Origin of the sequence: Nostoc sp., from assembly GCF_036917155.1 — a bacterium.
Lineage (GTDB): Bacteria > Cyanobacteriota > Cyanobacteriia > Cyanobacteriales > Nostocaceae > Nostoc.
This window is the reverse complement of the sequence record NZ_JBALDZ010000005.1, coordinates 1-20,414: the sequence shown is the minus strand read 5'-3', so window position 1 is coordinate 20,414 and position 20,414 is coordinate 1. Positions and strand designations below refer to the sequence as shown.

The 20,414-nt window shown below is 43.5% G+C and carries 18 protein-coding genes and 1 pseudogene; 9 read left to right on the top strand and 10 right to left on the bottom strand.

Annotated features, from left to right (window positions below):
* Nucleotides 1–99 precede the first annotated feature (99 nt).
* Entirely contained in the window at nucleotides 100–1,869 is a 1,770-nt protein-coding gene (locus V7K67_RS00365; protein WP_334729302.1) for a DUF3685 domain-containing protein, read from the top strand.
* Between the two features lie 83 nt (nucleotides 1,870–1,952).
* On the top strand, nucleotides 1,953–2,660 hold the full coding sequence (locus tag V7K67_RS00360; protein ID WP_334729301.1) for a diacylglycerol/polyprenol kinase family protein: 708 nt from the start codon (nucleotides 1,953–1,955) through the stop codon (nucleotides 2,658–2,660).
* 83 nt (nucleotides 2,661–2,743) lie between these two features.
* Here V7K67_RS00360 and V7K67_RS00355 read toward each other — a convergent pair whose 3' ends face one another.
* The 3 genes from V7K67_RS00355 to V7K67_RS00345 all read right to left on the bottom strand — a co-directional run bounded on the left by V7K67_RS00355 (nucleotide 2,744) and on the right by V7K67_RS00345 (nucleotide 5,733).
* Nucleotides 2,744–4,198, bottom strand: a complete 1,455-nt coding sequence (locus V7K67_RS00355) for a dihydrolipoyl dehydrogenase family protein (protein WP_334729300.1) — start codon at nucleotides 4,196–4,198, stop codon at nucleotides 2,744–2,746.
* A 165-nt stretch (nucleotides 4,199–4,363) separates the two neighbouring features.
* Nucleotides 4,364–5,422, bottom strand: a complete 1,059-nt coding sequence (gene cobD / locus V7K67_RS00350; protein WP_335164781.1) for a threonine-phosphate decarboxylase CobD — start codon at nucleotides 5,420–5,422, stop codon at nucleotides 4,364–4,366.
* 26 nt (nucleotides 5,423–5,448) lie between these two features.
* Nucleotides 5,449–5,733, bottom strand: coding sequence for an HU family DNA-binding protein (locus V7K67_RS00345; protein WP_010998076.1), 285 nt, complete (start codon nucleotides 5,731–5,733; stop codon nucleotides 5,449–5,451).
* A gap of 1,584 nt (nucleotides 5,734–7,317) precedes the next feature.
* Between V7K67_RS00345 and V7K67_RS00340 the strand changes: the two genes are divergently transcribed.
* Nucleotides 7,318–7,614 (top strand): DUF2288 domain-containing protein, encoded by a 297-nt coding sequence (locus tag V7K67_RS00340; protein WP_334711478.1) that lies wholly within the window; start codon nucleotides 7,318–7,320, stop codon nucleotides 7,612–7,614.
* Nucleotides 7,615–7,880: 266 nt separating this feature from the next.
* Here V7K67_RS00340 and folP read toward each other — a convergent pair whose 3' ends face one another.
* Nucleotides 7,881–8,741 carry a dihydropteroate synthase gene (folP, locus tag V7K67_RS00335; RefSeq protein WP_334729298.1) on the bottom strand — a complete coding sequence of 287 codons (861 nt, stop codon included), beginning with the start codon at nucleotides 8,739–8,741 and terminating at the stop codon, nucleotides 7,881–7,883.
* Between the two features lie 78 nt (nucleotides 8,742–8,819).
* Nucleotides 8,820–9,551 (bottom strand): triose-phosphate isomerase, encoded by a 732-nt coding sequence (tpiA, locus tag V7K67_RS00330; protein ID WP_335164830.1) that lies wholly within the window; start codon nucleotides 9,549–9,551, stop codon nucleotides 8,820–8,822.
* Between the two features lie 214 nt (nucleotides 9,552–9,765).
* On the opposite strand from tpiA, the gene V7K67_RS00325 reads away from it, so the two are divergent.
* Nucleotides 9,766–11,247, top strand: coding sequence for a GTP-binding protein (locus V7K67_RS00325; RefSeq protein ID WP_334729297.1), 1,482 nt, complete (start codon nucleotides 9,766–9,768; stop codon nucleotides 11,245–11,247).
* Between the two features lie 678 nt (nucleotides 11,248–11,925).
* Nucleotides 11,926–12,795 (top strand): 3-deoxy-7-phosphoheptulonate synthase, encoded by an 870-nt coding sequence (gene aroF / locus V7K67_RS00320; RefSeq protein ID WP_334729296.1) that lies wholly within the window; start codon nucleotides 11,926–11,928, stop codon nucleotides 12,793–12,795.
* 71 nt (nucleotides 12,796–12,866) lie between these two features.
* On the opposite strand, the gene V7K67_RS00315 is transcribed toward aroF, so the two are convergent.
* On the bottom strand, nucleotides 12,867–13,055 hold the full coding sequence (locus V7K67_RS00315; RefSeq protein ID WP_334729295.1) for a tetratricopeptide repeat protein: 189 nt from the start codon (nucleotides 13,053–13,055) through the stop codon (nucleotides 12,867–12,869).
* A gap of 7 nt (nucleotides 13,056–13,062) precedes the next feature.
* Between V7K67_RS00315 and V7K67_RS00310 the strand changes: the two are divergent.
* Together V7K67_RS00310 and V7K67_RS00305 are read left to right on the top strand one after the other, a co-directional pair.
* A pseudogene (locus tag V7K67_RS00310) lies at nucleotides 13,063–13,293 on the top strand (ATP-binding protein); the annotation flags it as partial.
* 367 nt (nucleotides 13,294–13,660) lie between these two features.
* Nucleotides 13,661–14,359 (top strand): Uma2 family endonuclease, encoded by a 699-nt coding sequence (locus V7K67_RS00305; RefSeq protein ID WP_335164778.1) that lies wholly within the window; start codon nucleotides 13,661–13,663, stop codon nucleotides 14,357–14,359.
* A 389-nt stretch (nucleotides 14,360–14,748) separates the two neighbouring features.
* Here V7K67_RS00305 and V7K67_RS00300 read toward each other — a convergent pair whose 3' ends face one another.
* Nucleotides 14,749–15,171, bottom strand: a complete 423-nt coding sequence (locus V7K67_RS00300; protein WP_335164776.1) for a tetratricopeptide repeat protein — start codon at nucleotides 15,169–15,171, stop codon at nucleotides 14,749–14,751.
* Between the two features lie 54 nt (nucleotides 15,172–15,225).
* On the opposite strand from V7K67_RS00300, the gene V7K67_RS00295 reads away from it, so the two are divergent.
* Together V7K67_RS00295 and V7K67_RS00290 are read left to right on the top strand one after the other, a co-directional pair.
* Nucleotides 15,226–15,504: an AbrB/MazE/SpoVT family DNA-binding domain-containing protein gene (locus V7K67_RS00295; protein WP_335164774.1), complete on the top strand. Its 279-nt coding sequence runs from the start codon at nucleotides 15,226–15,228 to the stop codon at nucleotides 15,502–15,504.
* A gap of 9 nt (nucleotides 15,505–15,513) precedes the next feature.
* Nucleotides 15,514–15,939 carry a putative toxin-antitoxin system toxin component, PIN family gene (locus V7K67_RS00290; RefSeq protein ID WP_334729291.1) on the top strand — a complete coding sequence of 142 codons (426 nt, stop codon included), beginning with the start codon at nucleotides 15,514–15,516 and terminating at the stop codon, nucleotides 15,937–15,939.
* A gap of 71 nt (nucleotides 15,940–16,010) precedes the next feature.
* On the opposite strand, the gene V7K67_RS00285 is transcribed toward V7K67_RS00290, so the two are convergent.
* The 3 genes from V7K67_RS00285 to V7K67_RS00275 are packed head-to-tail and all read right to left on the bottom strand — an operon-like array spanning nucleotide 16,011 to nucleotide 20,312.
* Nucleotides 16,011–16,544: a tetratricopeptide repeat protein gene (locus V7K67_RS00285; protein ID WP_334729290.1), complete on the bottom strand. Its 534-nt coding sequence runs from the start codon at nucleotides 16,542–16,544 to the stop codon at nucleotides 16,011–16,013.
* 50 nt (nucleotides 16,545–16,594) lie between these two features.
* Complete coding sequence (locus tag V7K67_RS00280; protein ID WP_334729289.1) at nucleotides 16,595–16,840, bottom strand: tetratricopeptide repeat protein; 246 nt, start codon at nucleotides 16,838–16,840, stop codon at nucleotides 16,595–16,597.
* Nucleotides 16,833–20,312, bottom strand: a complete 3,480-nt coding sequence (locus tag V7K67_RS00275; RefSeq protein ID WP_335164771.1) for a tetratricopeptide repeat protein — start codon at nucleotides 20,310–20,312, stop codon at nucleotides 16,833–16,835. The genes V7K67_RS00280 and V7K67_RS00275 overlap by 8 nt, the downstream gene beginning before the upstream one ends.
* Nucleotides 20,313–20,414: the final 102 nt, after the last annotated feature.

Sequence of the window (20,414 nt, the reverse complement as noted above, 5' to 3'; positions counted from 1 at the left end):
TTATCAGTTTGCGAAAACAGGTAACAATGATAAAGACAAAGTTTTGTATCAAAGTTGTTTTTTGATTGGTAAAAACACTGCTTATGTATTGAGTGGATTATGAGCGATCGCCCGATAAAATTATTGTTAATCGACCAAGACCCAATTTTTCGTCTGGGTTTACAGGTAGCTCTGGAAGCAATTCCTAACTTAGTAGCGATCGCAGCAGTAGAAACTGACACCGTTGCCTTGCAGATTCTAGCAGAAATTGCCGAAAAAGACCCTAACCAGGTAAATTTGGTAGTTTTGGAATTCGGTAATGGTCGCTCTACCACCAGTCAACAGCTAGGTTTACAATTCTGTCGCCAACTCAAAGCCTTATATCCCAACCTCCCAATTTTGCTCCTTAGTTCTGTGCAAGAACAAGGACTGCTATTAGCGGCAAAATCTGTTGGTGTAAATGGCTACTGCCCTAAAGGTACACCACTGCCTGAGTTAGTCGCTGCCATCCAAGAGGTTGCAAATGGGGGTTATTACTGGTTTGGGGATACGGAAGTAATAACTCCTAACTCCTCACTCCCTAGTAGAGACGCGATTGATCGCGTCTCTCCCCACTCCCTACTCCCATTTTCTAAACTCCGAAATAATTTGCGTTTGTCAGGAAACACTAACATTGAATCCACCCTGTCCGCAGTAACAGCACAATTACAAGTTCCCGGATTACGAGTACTAGATCGAGCAATTCTAGCTGGACGGCGGCGAGAACTGTTAGCAGCTCGTTGGTTGCTAAATCGGTTATTGGTTTCATCACAAGAAAGGCAAGAGGAAATTCCGATTGCTGATGAGCCGCCTTTGACTCCTTCGTTGAGTAGTGCCATTCAACAAAGACAAACTGTCTCACCTTTACTTAGTCCGGGAACACTACAATCTGTCTTGTTTGCATCTTGCGTTACTAAACTTCAATTTCCTTTAAAAAATGTCACAGATATACCTTTAGAAATTGACATCTTTCGTGAAGATAAAAAACGGGAATTACTTTATCTAATTCTGCAAAAATTAGCTCAACAGTTGGATGAATTACGTGCTTCTAATATTGATATAAATCAATTATATGAAGTAAAAAATATCTTGATGCGCGACTTATGGCAAGTGGCAGTCACAGAGTTTTTCGGTAAATTTTCTCGAATAAAAACAGGTAATCAAAATATAGAAGTTGTTAATTTATTGCTACAAAATACAGAGGTTGTGCAAAGAGATATTCTCAATAAAATCCCGCTAATTTGTGAGTTGTATTCTTATCTGATATTTCAAATAGAATTGAATATTGATAATACCTCATATTCAGTAGTGAGTGCTGAGTCTAAGTCTCAGGCACTAATAATTTTAGAGAACTTGTTGATTCAGGTAGCGAATGGGGTAGTGCAACCATTGCTAAATTCTTTAGCAGATGTAGAAGAGATTAAGCAAACTTTTTATGGGCAGCAATTAATTTCCACAAGAGAGATTGAAAGATTTAGAAATGATTTGTCGTGGAAATATAGATTAAGAAATTATATCAATGAACCAAAAGCAGTATTTGAAAGCCGTTATGAGCTATTTGTAATAGTGCCTCGTGGTATTGCCAACACTTCAGTTTATGCTCCTCGAAATCAGGAGTTAGTAAGACTTGCTAATATTCCTTTAGTAGTGACATTGCTCCTAGAATTTAGTGATGCGATCGCACCGCGTCTAAAATCACTATTATCTTTCGTAGGTAGCGGTATAGTCTTCATTCTCACTCAAATAGTTGGCCGGGGTTTAGGTTTAATCGGTCGTGGTATTCTTCAAGGTATTGGTAGCGTTTCGTCAGTAGAAAAGAACTTTAGAAGAAATAGCGATCGACCAAAGTGAAGAAGCAGGGGGGATGAGGGGGACGAGGGGGATGAGGGGGATGAGGGAGATGAGGGGGACTAATGACTAATGACAAATGACAAATGACTAACAATGATTTTATCGGACTAGCAATTTCTTACGTTTACGCCACCAGTCTGCTTGTCATTGGCGAGGGACTGCGTAGGCTATTTGCTGTAAAGCCAGATTTGACCCGCAAAGTGATTCATATTGGTGCAGGGATGTGGGTTTTCGGTGTCCTGCTGCTGTTTAAGCACTGGCAAATCGGAATTATACCTTTTGCTACCTTTATCGGACTCAATTACCTGTTTTACCGCTACCGAATCATTGGCGCAATGGATACTGAAGATAGCTCACCTGGTACAGTTTACTTTGCTATCTCAGTGACGCTGTTATTCGGGTTGCTGTGGCGGCCAGATGAGCCAGTAGATAGCGTTGCGATCGCTGTTGCTGGGATAATGGCAATGACCTGGGGTGATGCGCTAGCAGCATTAATCGGTAGACGCTTCGGACAGCATAAATACCAAGTGGGAAATTCTGTGCGTTCCTGGGAAGGTTCGGCAGCAATGTTTATAGCAAGTACAGTGGTGATTTTCTTGGTGCTGTTGCTGCTACCTGGTTCGTCGCTGAGTCCCCTAGCAACGCCTTTAGGTTTAGGATGGGCCTTATTAACGGCAGTGGTAACTGCTACTTTCGCCACCCTAGCAGAGGCAGTCTCACCCCACGGCACAGATAACCTCAGTGTGCCTCTAGTAGCAGCTGGGGTAGTGTGGATAATGCAGGCATTTTAAAATAATTTGTAATTCGCCTCCAGGGGCTTGACGAGATTTTAAAGTCGATATAGTGTTATGCCCAATACCCAATGCCCAATAACTCATAAATTCCAATTGCGGCGGAAATGGAAGAAGCCTTCTAAAAACTCTTGCAAAGCAATATTGCTATTTAACTTTTGTTTACTCCACTCTCTTGCAGTCTGTTCCAGAATTACTGAGAAACTGGGATAGACGGGAGATAAATTTGCTAAATCTTTGACTTTAATTTTTTGTGATATTGCCAAGGCAATCAAATTAATTAATTCTCCAGCTTCACCCCCCAATATCGAAGCTCCCAAAATTTCCCCATTGCGTAGCACAATTAATTTACACATACCAGTAGTTTCGCCGCAAATTTGGGCTGCTACCACTGTTTTAAAATACTGTCGCAAAACTAAAACTTCATCTCTACGAAATTGGCGTTTTGCTTGGGCTTCAGTCAAACCCACTTGCGCCAGCATCGGTACAGAAAATATCGCCCAAGGAATGGAGCAATAATTTACTCGTAGCCTGGGAAAAAAGAGGGCATTGTTCAGGGCAATTTTGGCTTCATAATTAGCGATATTGGCAAAGTCGTAACCACCAATGACATCACCACAAGCATAAATGCGGTGGTTAGTGGTTTGTAATTTATCATTCACCACTAAGCTACGCTGATGCCATTTCACGCCTACTGTTGCCAAATTGAGAGATTCGAGATTTGGCTGTTGTCCAGTCGCCACTAAAATTTCATCAGTTTCAAAGGCCTTATCTCCTGCTTGAATCCACTTTTTATCCTCAATTAGCTTTACCTGAGTTACTGGTTTTTCGGTGAGGACGCGCACACCCTCGACTTGCAATTGTGCCTGAAGCAGTATGGCTATCTCAGGCTCTAAATAGGGGAGAATATAAGGATGCTTGACTACTAGCGTCACACTACAACCAAACCGCGCTAAAGTTTGAGCGATTTCAATGCTTTGGGGAATTCCGCCGATAATTACCCAATTTTTGGGTAATGTTGCTCCCTGTAAGGATTGCCAAATATTAGAAAGGGTTAGATAGCCAGTGGCTTGCAATCCTTCAATCTCAGGAATTTCTGGACGTGAACCAGTGGCTAGCAAATAGGTACGGGCGCGTAATAAGCGATTGTTAATGGCAAAAGCCAGTTGGGGGGAAGATTGAAATTGACCACTGCCAACTATGACATCGACTCCCTGCGCGGCTAGGATGGCTGGAGAATGCTGTTCTTTAAGATTTGAGGCGACGCATTGAGCATACAGCATTGCTTCTTGCCATGCCATAGATATATGGCATTTTTCTGAGGTATCAGTGTGTGTGGCGTGAATACCAAAACCAGCAGCATTATTCAACTTCTGTGCCAGTTTAGCAATTTCCGTAAGAGCATGGTGATGAGTCAAACCATAATCTACTTTGGGTTCCACCAGAGCAACTGTAGCACGTAGTTGGGTTGCAGCAAGGGCAGCGTAATATCCAGCAAGACTGCCGCCAATAATTACAATATCGTAGTCAATAGTCACGTGAATTTAGAGTTAGGAGTTAGGAGTTAGGAGTTAGGAATTTAGAGTTAGGAGTTAGGAATTTAGAGTTAGGAATTAGGAATTAAGAGTTAGGAGTTAGGAGTTAGGAATTAGGAGTTAAAACCTTTCTTGAACTTATAACTCCTAACTTATAACTTATAACTCCTAACTCTCTTTTAGCGCTGTTAGTAAGCGTTGGTTATCGGACTCTTCACGTACAGCAACCCGGAAAAAGCGATCGCCTAGTTCTTGAAAGCTAAGGCAATCGCGGATTAAAATCTGATGATGTTTGAGTAATTGTTGCTGCAACTGCAAAGTAGACTGTTGAGACTCAACTAGTAAAAAGTTAGCGGCACTTGCTTGGGGTTGCAATCCTGGGATTTCAGCTAAACCCTGAAAGAGTTGGTTTCGTGCAGGTGGTAGCCATGCCCAGGTTTGCTGCTGAAAATCTGTATCCTGGAGTGCTGCAATTGCCGCCGCTGCCGCTAGTGTGTTTACAGGCCAAGGATCGCGCCATAGCTGCCATTTTGCTAGACAATCGGGGTGTGCGATCGCATATCCTAATCGCAGTCCTGGGAGACTGTAAAATTTGGTCAGCGATCGCAATACTACTAAATTTGCATATTCCTGTACTACCGGAATCAGGCTTTGTTCCTCATTGGGCGGCACAAAATCCATAAATGCTTCATCCACCACAACCAAAGCAAATTGCTCTAGGTAGGGCAATATAGAGTCCCGCGAGAATAGCTTTCCGGTTGGGTTGTGGGGATTATTTAGCAATAGTCCTTTATCCTTTGTCCTTTGTCCTTTGTCAATGACCAATGACCAATGACCAGTGACTAATGACAAAGGACACTCCAGCACTTTCGCGTCGTATGCCCTCAGGGTTCGGTAGTAGTCGCCAAAGGCTGGAGTTATTAAAATTGTTGCGGCTAATTGAGCTAATTCCCGACCGATTAAAGTGAGTAATTCTGCGGAGCCGTTACCCGGCAGAATCCACTCAGGCGGCAATTGATGGAAGTGACTGAGAGCTAGTCTCAGTTCACTATAATTTGGGTCTGGATAGTGCTTAAGATTACCAATTTGGGACAGTATAGCAGCGATCGCGCTGTTTGGAGGCCCCAACGGGCTGATGCTAGCAGAAAAATCCAGAATAGCATCAGGGGGACAGCCAGCCAGTGCCGCTGCCCAGGCTAAATTTCCCCCGTGTGCAGGTTGCCGCATTAAAAAAGGGTTCCCGAAGACAGAACCTATGCTTTTGGGGGTGCTACCTTTTCTCTAAACAGTTTTCCTGCGGAGAAAGCAGGAACTCTCGTGGCTGGAATTTCCATCTTTTCATTTGTTTTCGGGTTGCGACCTTCACGAGCTTTACGTTCCCGTGATTCAAATGAACCAAATCCCACCAATGTCACCTTATCACCAGAGGAAACCGCTTCAATAATCGTTTCCAAAGCGGCAGTTAAGACTGCATCCGCTTGTTTCTTGGTAACACTAGCTTTTTCAGCTACGGCATCAACTAATTCACCTTTGTTCATGTCAAACTCCTGAAGGTTTACTTGAGATTTCAGCACGGATGCAAATTAATACATCTTATACTGAAATTTCTGTTCGCAGAAATACAAAAATCATCCTTTGGGAGTATTTTTACTCTAAACGGCTGTACATCCCATCGGCTCGACTTTTCAATGAATCATTCTAAGGTGTTGTAGCCTGATGTGGATAGATGAAACCATTAATTTATATAGATTTCAGGATGTTTTGTAATTTTAGGGTACTTGTTTCACTAAAAACCACCCCAAAAGTAGGAAAAAATACCTATTAAAAACCGCGATTTCCAAGAGAACAGGGAAGTAGCGATGTGGGAGATGGTCAGCGTTTGTTGGGATTAATTACCGATGTTAAAGAGTTATTGCTGAGATTAACCAAGTTTTGATGAAAATCGAAGGCTCAGATCCCCGATTTATTTAAGAAATCGGGGAGCTTGTAGTTTATGAAATACACGCCATACCCTACATAGTTAGGGGTATACAGATGTACACCCCTACAGCCAATTAATTTGTTGCAAATATTTTTGAAAATAGGATGATGGCCAGCAGCTAGGCGTCTGGGCTAATTTATATAATCGCTTTACCTTGTGGCAGACGTTCTAAAGCATCTGGAAATATAACCGTAAGAATCTGATTACGATTTGTAACATTACCACAAGTTATCCAAAGGATTTTTGGAGTGACAAGCCAAATCAACACAATCACTGCCAAGTCCCGACGCGTACAAGCAAATATTTCAACATCTGAACATCAGCCCAAATTTTTTAACCTACATTCCACGCCCTCAAGTGCCACATGGGAGCATCTCAATGAGTGTAAAAACACACCTGCCCTAGCGAATGGAATTCGCGCGCCAGTTGTGCATGGGGGAAATCCCCTTCTCTACGAGACGCTCCGCGCGCGAAGGCGCTAGCCTCTCCCAATGTGAGAAGACCGCACTGGCTTGGCTATACGAGACTTTACCCACCTGCGTGGGTTTAAGTCCGCGTAGGCGGTCTACCCTCCGGGTTATCCAAAGAAGTACGTTTGTGTAGCCGCGATTTCTAATCGCCTGGTATATTTCCCGCATTTCTCACAAGCTTGAAATGCAGAGGTGCTCTTGAGCAGGGGAGCAGAGGAGAGTTCAATGTGCCAAGTTCAATCCCCTCTGCCCCTCTGCTCAAGAGCACAAGGTTTTGAGAGATGTGGTGAGAAATCCGGGATTTGCTTTCTATTTCTCCTCTCTCTGTGTTCTCTGCGTCTCTGTGGTTAGTTTATTTGGCAAATCTTTAGGTGTTTTTATATTTATTCCTATCCTAGAGTAATTATGTCTTTATTTTTCATCAATGAAATTAAATCTGAAGTTTAATCGGGAGCTAGTAATTAACTTTTTATAAAACTACTTGAACACCCAGATACTTGAGTCTATGGGGCATAAAAAATCGGTTATAACAGCATAAAAATACTATAATGATTTGGTTTAAACGGAATTGAGCTATTAGTCTAAAAAATTATTTTTAGATAGTACTTTAAATTTTACAAGAGGTCTATCTAATGTAGAATAGTATATTAGACAAGACAAATTGGGAAATAATGTCGGATTTAAGAGCGGAATTAACAAAGATTTTGGATGAGGCAGAGTGGGAGTGGCTAATTCCTCATGTACAACGAGATGCAGTAATTTTGGTGGCACTTGATTTAAACTTGATAGATGTTGGAGTAGCGATCGCTAGTGATAACATTCCATCAGTGCAACAGTGGATTGATGAGCTATTGATTACCAAACCCACGACAGTACAGGTGGGAGAATGGAATCTTGAGCGTAGTAAGCGATTCAATACTCTCATTGTCCAGCCTTACGTTTTGGCACAAGAAATAGCCGCTGCTTAAGTAACTTCTGTCGATTTGGTAGTAAATTTTGTAGCAGAGTCTAAAACTCTGCTACAAAACTTAATTACGAATTATTCTAATTAGTTTCTGTGTTGTTTTCAATGACAGTTGGTGTTGGGTTAGTTTCTAAGGAAAGATGGCTTGATTTACTATAGCAATCCTAAATGATTCATGAGAAAACACCATATTCATGCAGTTTAGGAAAGTCAAATTTTTGACAATCAATAAATAAATCTAGAATTTGCTTGCTGTGTAACATCAAGGAATTATTGGTCAAGCTGTGCGGCTTGTCGGAATATTGCATCGGCTACTAATGAAACATCGCGCATTTCTTGAACATCGTGAACTCGGAGGATATCAGCGCCATTAAAAATAGCAGCAGAACAAGCTGCTGCCGTTCCCCAAACTCGTGCTTTGGGATCTGGTTGATTTAAAATGCGACCGATGAAACTTTTACGAGATGCTCCTACTAAGATAGGACAGTTGAGTGCTGCAAGCGATCGCAAGCCCCGAAAAATTTCTAAATTTTGCTCATAGTTCTTAGCAAAACCAATACCAGGATCAATAATAATTTTATCCAGGTCAATGCCCACAGTAGTTGCTACCTCAATTTGCCCAGCCAAAAAACTATAAATCTCTGTGAGCAAATCTTGATAATCAGTCTGTTGTTGCATTATCTGTGGTGTTCCCCGGATGTGCATTAAAATCATCGGCACATTTAACTCTGCAACTGTTGGCAACATTTTTGAGTCAAAAGTACCGCCAGAAATATCATTAATCATATCCGCTCCAGCTTCTACTGATGCCCTAGCTACAGCAGCACGAGTTGTATCTACAGAAATCGGGATTGAGATTTCTGGTCTTAGCACTTCTAACACCGATAGTACTCGGTCAAGTTCTTCCGCCAGAGTTATTTGCTTTGCCCCTGGTCGAGTTGATTGACCGCCCACATCAATTATGTCAGCACCAGCAGCTACCAGGGCTTGCGCCTGTACTAAAGCGGCAGAGGTAGTGTTAAACTCACCCCCATCACTAAAGCTATCAGGCGTCACATTCAAAATACCCATCAGATAAGTCCGCTGTCCCCACTCGAAACAGCGTCCTCGAATTATCAAGTTCCTTGGCATAAATCTACATTGCTATGTGAGGCGGCAGCCCCACTGTAGGCATTCCCATGCAGAGCATGGGAACGAAAAGAAGGCACATTACACTAAGTGAAAATTCACAATCCGAGCGAAACTCTCAGGCTCTATACTTGCTCCACCCACCAGAACACCATCAATTTCTGGTTGAGCCATAATCTCATCAATATTATTGGGTTTAACTGAACCGCCATATTGAATTGATACATTTGGATTACTCAACTGGCTACGAATTAAGCCAATTATCCGATTTGCCTCCGTTACTTCACAAGTATCACCAGTACCAATCGCCCAAATTGGCTCGTAGGCAATCACCAAATTATTCTGATCGATATCTACCAAGGCTTTGTCAAGTTGGCGAATAATCAGGGATTCAGTTTCTCCTGCATCTCGTTGTTGTTTAGTTTCGCCAACACAGAGAATTGGAGTCAAACCAAACCTTTGAGCAGTTCGGAGGCGCAGATTAACAGTGGCGTCCGTTTCACCAAAGTATTGCCGTCGTTCGCTATGACCGACAATTACAAAGCGCACACCACTTTCTGTCAGCATTGGGCCAGAAATCTCACCCGTATAGGCTCCAAATTCTTCCCAATGGATATTTTGTGCCCCCAGTTGGATGAGGCTACCGTGCAAAGTTTTGGACAAAACGCTTAAATCAGTGAACGGAGGGCACAATATCACTTCTCGCCCTTGGGAGGTTTCCTCTAAGTGGGGCAGAAATCCTTGTAAAAACTCCTGGGTCTCTGCCTGAGTTTTGTACATTTTCCAGTTGCCGGCAATAACGATTTTCCGCACAGGTAATTTAGTCAAGATTCTAACGCGTTATATTAGATGCATTTTTCAGTTTATGACTTTTTGTTAGTCATTAGTCTACGAGTTGGGCATGGGGCATTGGGTAAAAATTATTCTTCCCCTGCTACCTCTGCTCCCTCTCATCTCGCCAAACCCTTGCTAAAAATAACTAGGATGGTAGAGGGGGTGTATCTAAAATCTAAAATCTAAAATTAAAATGACTTCAACCCTGCCTATGCCTGAACCTCATCAAAGCGATTCCGCTAACACCGACCCAAATTCTCTCAGTTGGGAGGAAGAACTGGATAGTGCTATTTTCAGTTTTGAAGATATTCAAACAGAACTTAACTATAAACAAGCACAAACGGCGCTGCGAAATTTGGTAGCCAATCTCGACCTCACCCCCCATGAAAAAACCGGGTTAGAGACGGAAATTGCTGAGTTGGAAACCATGCTGGGGAAGTTAGACCGTATGGTGGTACAGATTGCGGCTTTTGGCATGGTGGGACGTGGTAAGTCTTCGCTACTCAATGCTTTGGTTGGACAAACAGTATTTGAAACTGGGCCGCTGCACGGTGTCACCCGTGCTGCACAAAGAGTTAATTGGAGTATTAGCGAGGAAGCAATTGGGGAAACTGAACGTGCTTTGCGGGTTACTCTCCCTGGTGTAGGTCAATCACAGGTAGAATTAATTGATACTCCTGGGTTAGACGAAGTAGATGGTGCAACCCGTGCCGCCTTAGCTGAACAGATTGCCAAACAAGCGGATTTAATTCTGTTTGTGATATCTGGCGACATGACAAAGCTAGAATACATGGCCCTTTCTCAGTTGCGGGAAGCAGGTAAACCGATCATTCTGGTGTTTAACAAAGTAGACCAGTATCCAGAAGCAGACCGGATGGCAATTTATCACAAAATCCGGGATGAAAGGGTGCGGGAATTACTTACACCTCTAGAAATTATTATGGCTGCGGCATCGCCATTGGTGAAGACGGCGATTCGTCGCCCTGATGGTACTAGGGGTATACAGTTACGTACAGGGAATGCCCAAGTTGAGGAACTGAAGCTGAAAATCTTGGAGATTCTACACCGTGAGGGTAAAGCCTTGGTTGCTCTCAATACTATGCTTTATGCCGATATTGTAAATGAGCAATTGGTAGAGCGAAAAGTGATGATTCGGGAACAGAATGCCAATCAGCTGATTTGGAAAGCTGTGATGACTAAGGCATTAGCGATCGCACTTAATCCCGTAACTGTGGTAGATATTCTGAGTAGTGTAGTCATTGATATTGCTCTGATTTTGGGTTTATCTAAACTCTATGGCTTCTCCATGACCGAAGCTGGGGCTATACAATTGCTACAAAAAATCGCCCTGAGTATGGGCGGCATAGGTGCTAGTGAATTGTTAGCAAATTTGGGCTTAAGTGGATTAAAAACTTTACTTGGGATCTCTGCAACAGCCACAGGTGGCATTGCCTTAGGCCCTTATATATCAGTGGCACTCACCCAAGGGGGAGTAGCTGGTGTTTCTTCTTACGGTATTGGACAAGTTACCAAAGTTTATTTAGCCAATGGCGCAACTTGGGGGCCTGATGGGCCGAAAGCAGTGATTAATCGGATTTTGGCAAACCTGGATGAGACTTCAATTCTCAACCGGATTAAAGATGAATTACTCCACAAAGTAAAACTCAAAAAGTGATTCGTAATTCGTAATTTCAAATTATTTTACCCCTAGTAATCCCTCTTTAATCACTTTCGGGAAAGAATAATCTAGAATGCTGACAAAATAAGACTTTTAGCAAAAATATTGATTTTAGGCGTAGGTTGAATTGAGGCACGAAACCTAACAATACCAAACTCTTTGGATGTTGGGTTTCACTTCCCTACGGGACGCTGTTCGCGTTCGTTAGTTTATGGAGGTGTTGACACCGCTTATTTTTCCTGATAATGTTAAATTAGATAGATATAGTTTTTAGAGTTTCCTGCAAAAGCCCCGCAAATGCTTAACACGAATTCTTACTTTTATTTTTGGTTTAGGGTGGTTCACCGGGAGTGAATTAAGTTTCCTAATGGAAACCACCCGGTGAACCGCAGAGCGAACTCTGCGGTTTTTGTTTTTTAAGGAGAATTTCATTGTCATGACTTATTTCAGTAGTTGGTTTTATGGCTTTTACTTTTGGCCCAAACTAAGTTCCGGGTAAATAGCGTCATGCCAATGAATCAGAACGCCCCCGGAACCTTTAAGAGTTCCGGGTTTTTTTTGTTGTTATCGGGGATTAGAGACTGGGGAATGGAAAACAACTCTTACCTTAATACCCAATACCCAGTCCCCAATACCCAATACCCAATCCCTAACTTTTTTCAGGAGAATGAAACCATGATTAATGCTAGACTTGCCGCACAATCTCATCCTAACCACCAGACAATCGTTAAAATTTCCGAAAAAGTCGCTTTTGGGGGTGAAGAACTGGTAATTATCGGTGGCCCCTGCACCGTCGAAAGCTTAGAACAAATGGAGATAGTTGCCCACAAGCTATCTACTGCATCGGTACAGGGGTTGCGTGGCGGTGTCTACAAACCCCGCACATCTCCCTACGCTTTCCAAGGTATGGGAGAAGCCGGATTAGAGATTTTGGCAAGGGTGCGATCGCATTACCTTATGCCGATTGTCACTGAGGTAATGTCAATTTCCCAAATTGAAGTAGTCGCCGCCCACGCTGATATGCTTCAGGTTGGTAGCCGCAATATGCAAAACTTCGACTTGCTCAAAGCTTTAGGACAAGCTGGTAAACCAATATTACTCAAGCGTGGTTTAGCAGCAACTATTGAAGAATTCGTCATGGCTGCTGAATATATTCTCAGCCACGGGAATCCTGATGTGGTGTTGTGCGAAAGAGGTATCCGCAGCTTTGATGATTACACCCGTAATGTCCTAGATTTAGGGGCAGTGGCAGCACTCAAGCAAATCACTCACCTGCCTGTCATTGTAGATCCTTCCCATGCCGTCGGTAAACGAGAGTTGGTGGCACCTGTGGCTAGGGCTGCGATCGCTTGTGGTGCTGATGGATTAATTATTGAATGTCACCCAGAACCAGAAAAATCTGTTTCTGATGCCCGTCAAGCACTTTCTTTAGAAGATATGGTGCATTTAGTTAATAGCTTAAAGCCTGTGGCAACAGCCGTAGGGCGAAATATATCAGATGTCGGGGCAGGCTTGAAACCTGCCCCGATTTTTTGTGCGGCTTAAATCTCAGTTGAGGGCGTAGTTTACCGCCGTAGGCATCGCTTGTATGTCTGAGTCAAAAAATTTCTTTTGGCTTAAAGACAAACAGCGATCGCTTCATCCACATCCCCTTTGTTGGCGTAGAGAATTGCCAGACAGTGCAACGTCGCCGCTTTGCCTTGAACATTTCCAATGCGTTCAAATATTTCCAAAGACTGATTGTAGAGTGCGATCGCTTGATCAACTTCCCCTTTATTGGCGTAGATATGTCCCAGCTGGTGCAAAAGTTTACTACTAATCGCTGTCTCCGGCGGACAAGATTCTCTGTGTTTGATAAAATTACTTTTAGATTTACAATCCAAATGGGGATGGTATTTAGGTATTGCTCACTGCGATCATCGCTGGCGTTCTGACTCCGAGGCTAATGCTAAACACGTCGAAAATTTAGCGAAAACTTGGGGTATATGCTTTTATTTAGAAACAGCAAACGAACCGATAAATAGTGCTGACTTTTCACGGGATGTGGAAAAGGTCATTTTGATGCTTTCCCAAGCCCTGATTTCTCCGTTAGCTATTTTCATTAACTCAGAGTTATTGAGAATTAGCCTGTGGAAAAACCTACGCTTTTTGGGGGCTTGAGGACTTCCCGTGAAAAGTCAGATAAATAGTGAAGCTGCTGCACGCGATTGGCGGTATCAAGCTTTAAGTGCGATCGCTCAAGTAGAAGGCGACTGGATCTGTTTGAAATAGTTTTGAGTATTGCTATTGCAAAGCAGGGAGAGGTTTGTCGAATTCACGTTAAATCACACTCTCGCGTTCTTCTAAATTGCTATCAAAATTTATTAATAAAATAAAGATGTACTAACCACCGAAAAACAGTAAGTCCATCATGCTAAATTACGATCCATTAGCTTGTTTGCCCTCATCAGAGGAACTGCCCGACTCTGACGATAGCCCAGTGGATAACGAATTACAAGATTTAATTCCCGGTTTACTCAAAGCAATACTCGCAATGGCTTGGCCAGAACGCATGGATTGGTATTTTGGCGTAGATATGGGTATTTATTATGACCCAGACTTACCAGCAATAGTCCCAGATGGGTTTTTGAGTCTGGGCGTAGAGCGATTTTATGATGAAAACCTCCGCCCCAGTTATGTCCTTTGGGAAGAAAAGAGAGTACCAGTATTAGCGCTAGAAGTAGTATCTCAAAAGTATCGTGGTGAGTACTCTACTAAAAAATCAGAGTATGCGAAATTAGGGATTTTATATTATGTAGTCTACAATCCGAATCGTCGCCGAAAGCCACGGTTGGAAGTTTACAAATTAGTTAATAATGCTTATGAATTACATGATGGTAATCCCGTTTGGTTGCCAGAGATCGGTTTAGGAATTGGCATGGAACGGGGAACTTATCTAGGCATTCCCCGCGAGTGGTTGTATTGGTACGATCAGCAAGGGCAAAGGCTTTTTACACCACAAGAACAGGCAAAACTTGCTCAACAAGAAGCACAGGAAGCACTACGACGCGTCCAATTGTTAGCAGAACGGTTGCGATCGCTCGGCATAGATCCTGATTCTCTCACCTGAATTGCTATCAAAATCTATTAATGAAATAAATCCCATAATCACGAAGACGCGATAAATCGCCGTCTCTACAAAGGAATGATTATTGTAGAGACGGCGATTCATCGCGTCTTTTGCCTTAACCGAACAACATTGCGAGGTTCACGAATGAAGCTCAAAGGTTCATTAACGGAGTTCAAAGACTCATGAATGAGTATCAAAGACTCATTCACGAGTATTAAAGACTCATTACAGCAATTTTCATTTATTAAAAAAACACTCTCGCGTTCTTCTCTGCGCCTCTGCGTGAGACAAAAATCTTTCAGTAATTACGAATTACGAATTACCCATTACCCTATCAAGACTTGCACGCACACCTTCAGCATCCGGTGACTTCAATCGCTGCAAAATCTCTAAAGCTGGTTGCAAAAGGATCTCGCTTTAGTGTTTTCACCCTGCTGTTCTGCCAAATCTCCTAAGCGCCACAGAGTCATTGCTTTGCCTTGGACATTACCAATGCGTTCAAATATTTCCAAAGACTGATTGAAAAGTGCGATCGCTTCATCAAGTTCCCCTTTGTTGGCGTAGATATTTCCCAGTTCGTGCAAATTCGCCGCTTTGCCTTGGACATTACCAATGCGTTCAAATATTTCCAAAGACTGATTGTAGAGTGCTATTGCTTGCTCCACTTCCCCTTTGTCGGCGTAGATACCTGCCAGTTGGTGCAACGTCGCCGCTTTGGTTTGGACATTACCAATGCGTTCTGTTATTTCCAAAGACTGATTGTAGAGAGCGATCGCTTTTTGTACCAAGTGCCTGTAAACTAGATTAATCAACAGAAAAGTTGGTGCGAGTAAACCTGATTAGTTATGATCTAATTAAATTCCGGGTTGCCGGATTATGGTTATTTAGAAATTATGGAAGTCATCAAGCTAGGAAAAACAGGTCAAGTCTCTATTCCCAAAGCAATTCTTAATCGTCTAGGGTTAGATGGGGAAACTATGCTACTGGTAGAAACTACTGCTGATGGTGGAATTTTACTACGTCCTGCTGGAGTGTATCCGATTGAGATATATACAGACGAGCGAATCGAGGAGTTTCAGATAGCCGATCGCTTAACTGACGAAGAAGCTAAACAACTTCAGCGACAGCTTCAAGATGCTGAATAGGGAATATAAATGCGCTTATTCCTGGATGCTAATGTTATCTTTGCAGCAGCTATTAGTCCTGATGGTCGCTGTAGTGCATTGTTTAAGTTGGCTTCTGCTGGGTATTGTGCTTTGCTAACTTCGCCTCATGCTTTGGAAGAAACACGGCGTAATATTACAGCTAAATATCCCCAAGCTTTAACACGATTGGAGCAAGATTTAATCCCCAAACTAACTATAGTTGGAGAAGCACCAATTGCACGAGTCAATTGGGCAATGGAGATGGGACTACCTTTGAAAGATGCTCCCATTTTAGCGACAGCAGTAGAGAGTAGAGCAGACCTTTTGGTAACGGGTGATAAGACACATTTTGGTTCATTTTATGGTCAGGAATTAGAGAGAGTAACAGTGGTAGATATGCGAGAGGCGATCGCACTTCTGTACCCAGAAATTTGAGAAAGTGATCGCTTGTCAATCACCAGAAAACCAGATCCCCGACTTTTTCAAAAAGTCGGGGATCTAAGTCTTTACGAATGATTCTGTATTCTCTCCAGCATCGCCTGCACCTGTTCAGCATACGGTGACTTCAATCGCTGCAAAATCTCTAAAGCTGGTTCCAAATAGGATATCGCTTTACTGTATTCACCCTGCTGTTCTGCTAAAACTCCTAACCAACACAGAGTCATTGCTTTGCCTTGGACATCACCAATGCGTTCTTTTATTTCCAAAGACTGATTGTAGAGTGCGATCGCTTCATCAAGTTCCCCTTTGTTGGCGTAGAGAAGTCCCTGTTCGTGCAAATTCGCCGCTTTGCCTTGGACATTACCAATGCGTTCAGTTATTTCCAAAGACTGATTGTAGAGTGCGATCGCTTCATCCACTTCCCCTTTGTTGGCGTAGAGAATTCCCAGTTGGTGCAACGTCGCTGCTTTGCCTTGAACATAACCAATGCATTCAAATATTTCTAAAGATTGATTGTAGAGGGCGATCGCTTGCTCCACTTCCCCTTTGTCGGCGTGGATACTCCAGACAGTGCAATGTCGCCGCTTTGCTTTGGACATATCCAATGCGTTCTGTTATTTCCAAAGACTGATTGTAGAGTCTGATCGCTTCATCCACTTCCCCTTTGTTGGCGTAGATACTCCAGACAGTGCAACGTCGCTGCTTTGATTTGGACATCCCCAATGCGTTCAGTTATTTCCAAAGACTTATTGTAGAGTGCGATCGCTTGCTCCACTTCCCCTTTGTCGGCGTGGATTATTCCCAGTTGGTGCAATGTCGCCGCTTTGCTTTGGACATATCCAATGCGTTCTGTTATTTCCAAAGACTGATTGTAGAGTCTGATCGCTTCATCCACTTCCCCTTTGTTGGCGTAGATACTCCAGACAGTGCAACGTCGCCGATTTGATTTGGACATCCCCAATGCGTTCAGTTATTTCCAAAGACTGATTGAAAAGTGCGATCGCTTCATCCACTTCCCCTTTGTTAGCGTAGATAATTCCCAGACAGTGCAATGTCGCAGCTTTGCCTTGGATATCTCCAATGCGTTCTTTTATTTCCAAAGACTGATTGTAGAGTGCGATCGCTTCATCCACTTCCCCTTTGTTGGAGTGGATTATTCCCAGACAGTTCAACGTCGCCGCTTTGGTTTGGACATTACCAATGCGTTCATTTATTTCCAAAGACTGATTGTAGAGTGCGATCGCTTCATCCACTTCCCCTTTGTTGGCGTAAATACGTCCCAGTTCGTGCAACGTCGCCGCTTTGCCTTGGACATCTCCAATACGTTCTTTTATTTCCAAAGACTGATTGAAAAGTGTGATCGCTTGCTCCACTTCCCCTTTGTTGGCGTAGATATATCCGAGATTGTGCAACGTTAGTGCTTTCCAATAAGCATCACCAATACGTTCAAAAACTTCTAAGCACTGATTGAAAAGTGCGCTTGCTTGCTCCACTTCCCCTTTGTTGGCGTAGATACGTCCCAGTTCGTGCAACGTCGCCGCTTTGCCTTGGACATCTCCAATACGTTCTTTTATTTCCAAAGACTGATTGAAAAGTGCGCTTGCTTGCTCCACTTCCCCTTTGTTGGCGTAGATACGTCCCAGTTCGTGCAATGTCTCCGCTTTACCTTGGACATCTCCAATGCGTTCTTTTATTTCCAAAGACTGATTGAAAAGTGCGATCGCTTTATCCACTTCCCCTTTGTTGGCGTATATTACTCCCAGATTTTGCAACGTTGTCGCTTTGCCTTGGACATTACCAATGCGTTCATTTATTTCCAAAGACTGATTGTAGAGTGTGATCGCCTCATCGACTTCCCCTTTGTTGGCTTTCAGCATTCCTAAACAATGATAAATTGCTGCTAATTCTCTTTCGTCTTCTGCGGGACAAAGATTTAAAGCTTCTTCGTAATAGTTTAATGCTTGATTAACTTCACCTATTCGGTGTTCACAATAAGCAATTTCTCTGATAACCCTATGGTTTTTAGTAATTTTTAAGGTTGATTTGCACAGATGTATTGCTTCCCGAAATCGACTTTGATTCCGCAAGTGTTCCCCCAATGAACTAGCTATTTTCGCTGCAATCTCTTCAACCTTCCCCAACAAAGCCAACCGATGAATTTCTAACTTTTGTGCTTCCGTAGAACTTTTCGCCTCCCACCACAGGCGATACAAAATTTGTGCAGCTTGTTTATACAACTCTTCACCCTTGGGGTTTTCTGGAAACTCTAGCAACGGTGACAAAATCCGGGGAACACGATACAACCTCTCTGTGTTGTTGGTGAGGGTAACTTCCAACAAACCCAAAATTTCAGCGCGTTGAATATGACTTTCCCAACTTGAGATATCCTCACAAATCGGTGAAATCGCAGCTAGAGGAACAGGTAACTCATACACCAACAACTTCCCCAGCATTTGACGCAAAGCTGGAGTTTGCTGCTTCAGCAATACCTGTGCCAAAATATCCTCACGAAATTCCTTTTCCTTATCTGCCATCTTTTGCAGAATCATCTCAACTCCCCTCTCGGCTTCTGGCGACTGCGGGGAATTTTGCAAAATCTTATCTAACCATTCCAACAGCCGAGGATTTCCATCTGCTGCTTGTTTGGCACGTTCCGGCAAATCTGGCTGAAATTGCCAACTGCCATTAAACGAATCCAGACGATTATACTTTTTAATTAAATCTGCCCCACCCAAAGCCCCCAGAGGTTCGCGGTACAGACGATGATTCAGTTCCGACAATGTGAAATTGTAGCGACAGGTAATAATTACCTTGTGGGGAAGTTGGGAATTTTGCATCGCCTTCAGCAACGCCAGCAGTACATCCACAACTTGAGGTTGCAAAACATAAACCCCATTTCGTAATTCCAAATTAGCCTCAAAGTCATCCAGCACAAAAGCAAATCGCTGTTCTTTGGTATTCAGTCCTTCAGTGAAAAACTTGGTGAGGCGCTGCATCAACGGTAACTTGCCATTGAGAATATCATGCCCCCGTTCCGAGGTACATTGTTCAGCAAGGGTTTTGAGCAGTTTGTCCTCATCCAGTTGCCGAACAATCACCAGCCTGTCATAGCCAACCATCCTTTCCAGAAGTCGCGCCGTCACAGTACTCTTACCCACACCCCCCAGTCCGTGAATTAGTACCCCTAACGAAGTACGAATTGCTTTGAGACAACGTTGCAAAGTCCGCCGTCTGCCAACAAACTCAGAGGGTTTCGCCACCCGCACCAGTTGGGTATCGGGATCTAAAAACTGTTGGTATGCAGGTTCCGGCGCTGAGGGTGGCAAATCTCCCCACACTTCCACCAACGCACCGGGACATTCTCCCTGGACATATAACCGCAACAAATGCCAGTCACGCACATTCTGTTTAAACAACTGCTGGTAAGTGCTAGCGAGGGCTTGGGCTAATTGATATCCGGCTGCCAATTTCCCGTAAAGGTGCGCGGCGGCGGCTGTAGCTGTCCGATCTTCCACAGGCCGCCCCCAACTTAAAATAGCCCTAGCCCCTTGGGCAATTAGCGCCTCAGCCATTGAAGGGACAGCGCCTTTATCTGGTGCTTGTCCAGTCCGACACCCAGATAAAAACATCAATTTGGGAAAGCGAAACCGGAAGACTTCGGCAAGTTCTGCGGCTGTGGTTTCGTGGCGTTCCCCGATTTCCGTCTCAGTGATAAAGTAAGGCGTGTAAGGTGCTTCAGCTTTAATTGAGGCGTGTCCTGTGAGGTGAAACACATCAAAGTCATTAAAATAGCGACTCCACACCTTACCCAACTCGCTAACGCAACCGCTTTCTTCCACCCGCAAATCAACAGCAAAATCTCGCGTATCAGCCAGAATTCTCGCTTCTTCCTGTTCAAACTCTAACTTTGGTTCCACATCTTCCGGGTCGGTTGCCATAAACAATACTCGCAATTGCCGTGCTTCCACAGAAAACCCTGCCGTTTCTTTCTCAATCCAGCGCAGAGGTAACACCACTGGATTAACCTGCTTCACCAAAAAATCCTCACCATCATGCAGCACTTCCCAAGGTAGATGTGCCAGTTTTTGATCGGTATCAATGGCAATTACCAACCCCTCACCGCGACAGTTAGCAATTCCCCGACTCAACCACCGTCCATCCCCATCCAACCAAAAAAATAACTGCTTCCCGATTCCTGGTAAATTGGGCAGCAGTTTATAGTAATCTCGTTCACCTTGCTTGAGGAAATTAGCAATTTCTGCTAATTTCAGGCGACGTGATTCATAGTGATTTTTTTGAGGTAGCCAATACCTGAGTTCAACTGTTTCCTGCGTACTTTCCCGAAGTTGAATGCGGATAGTTTGCACTTATTTGCTAATAACCCAAGTTGCGGGTTATCGACTGATCTGTGCTTGTTACCACTCAATTGATGCGATCGCGTGCATCGGTACGTTGGCGCTACGCGCCAA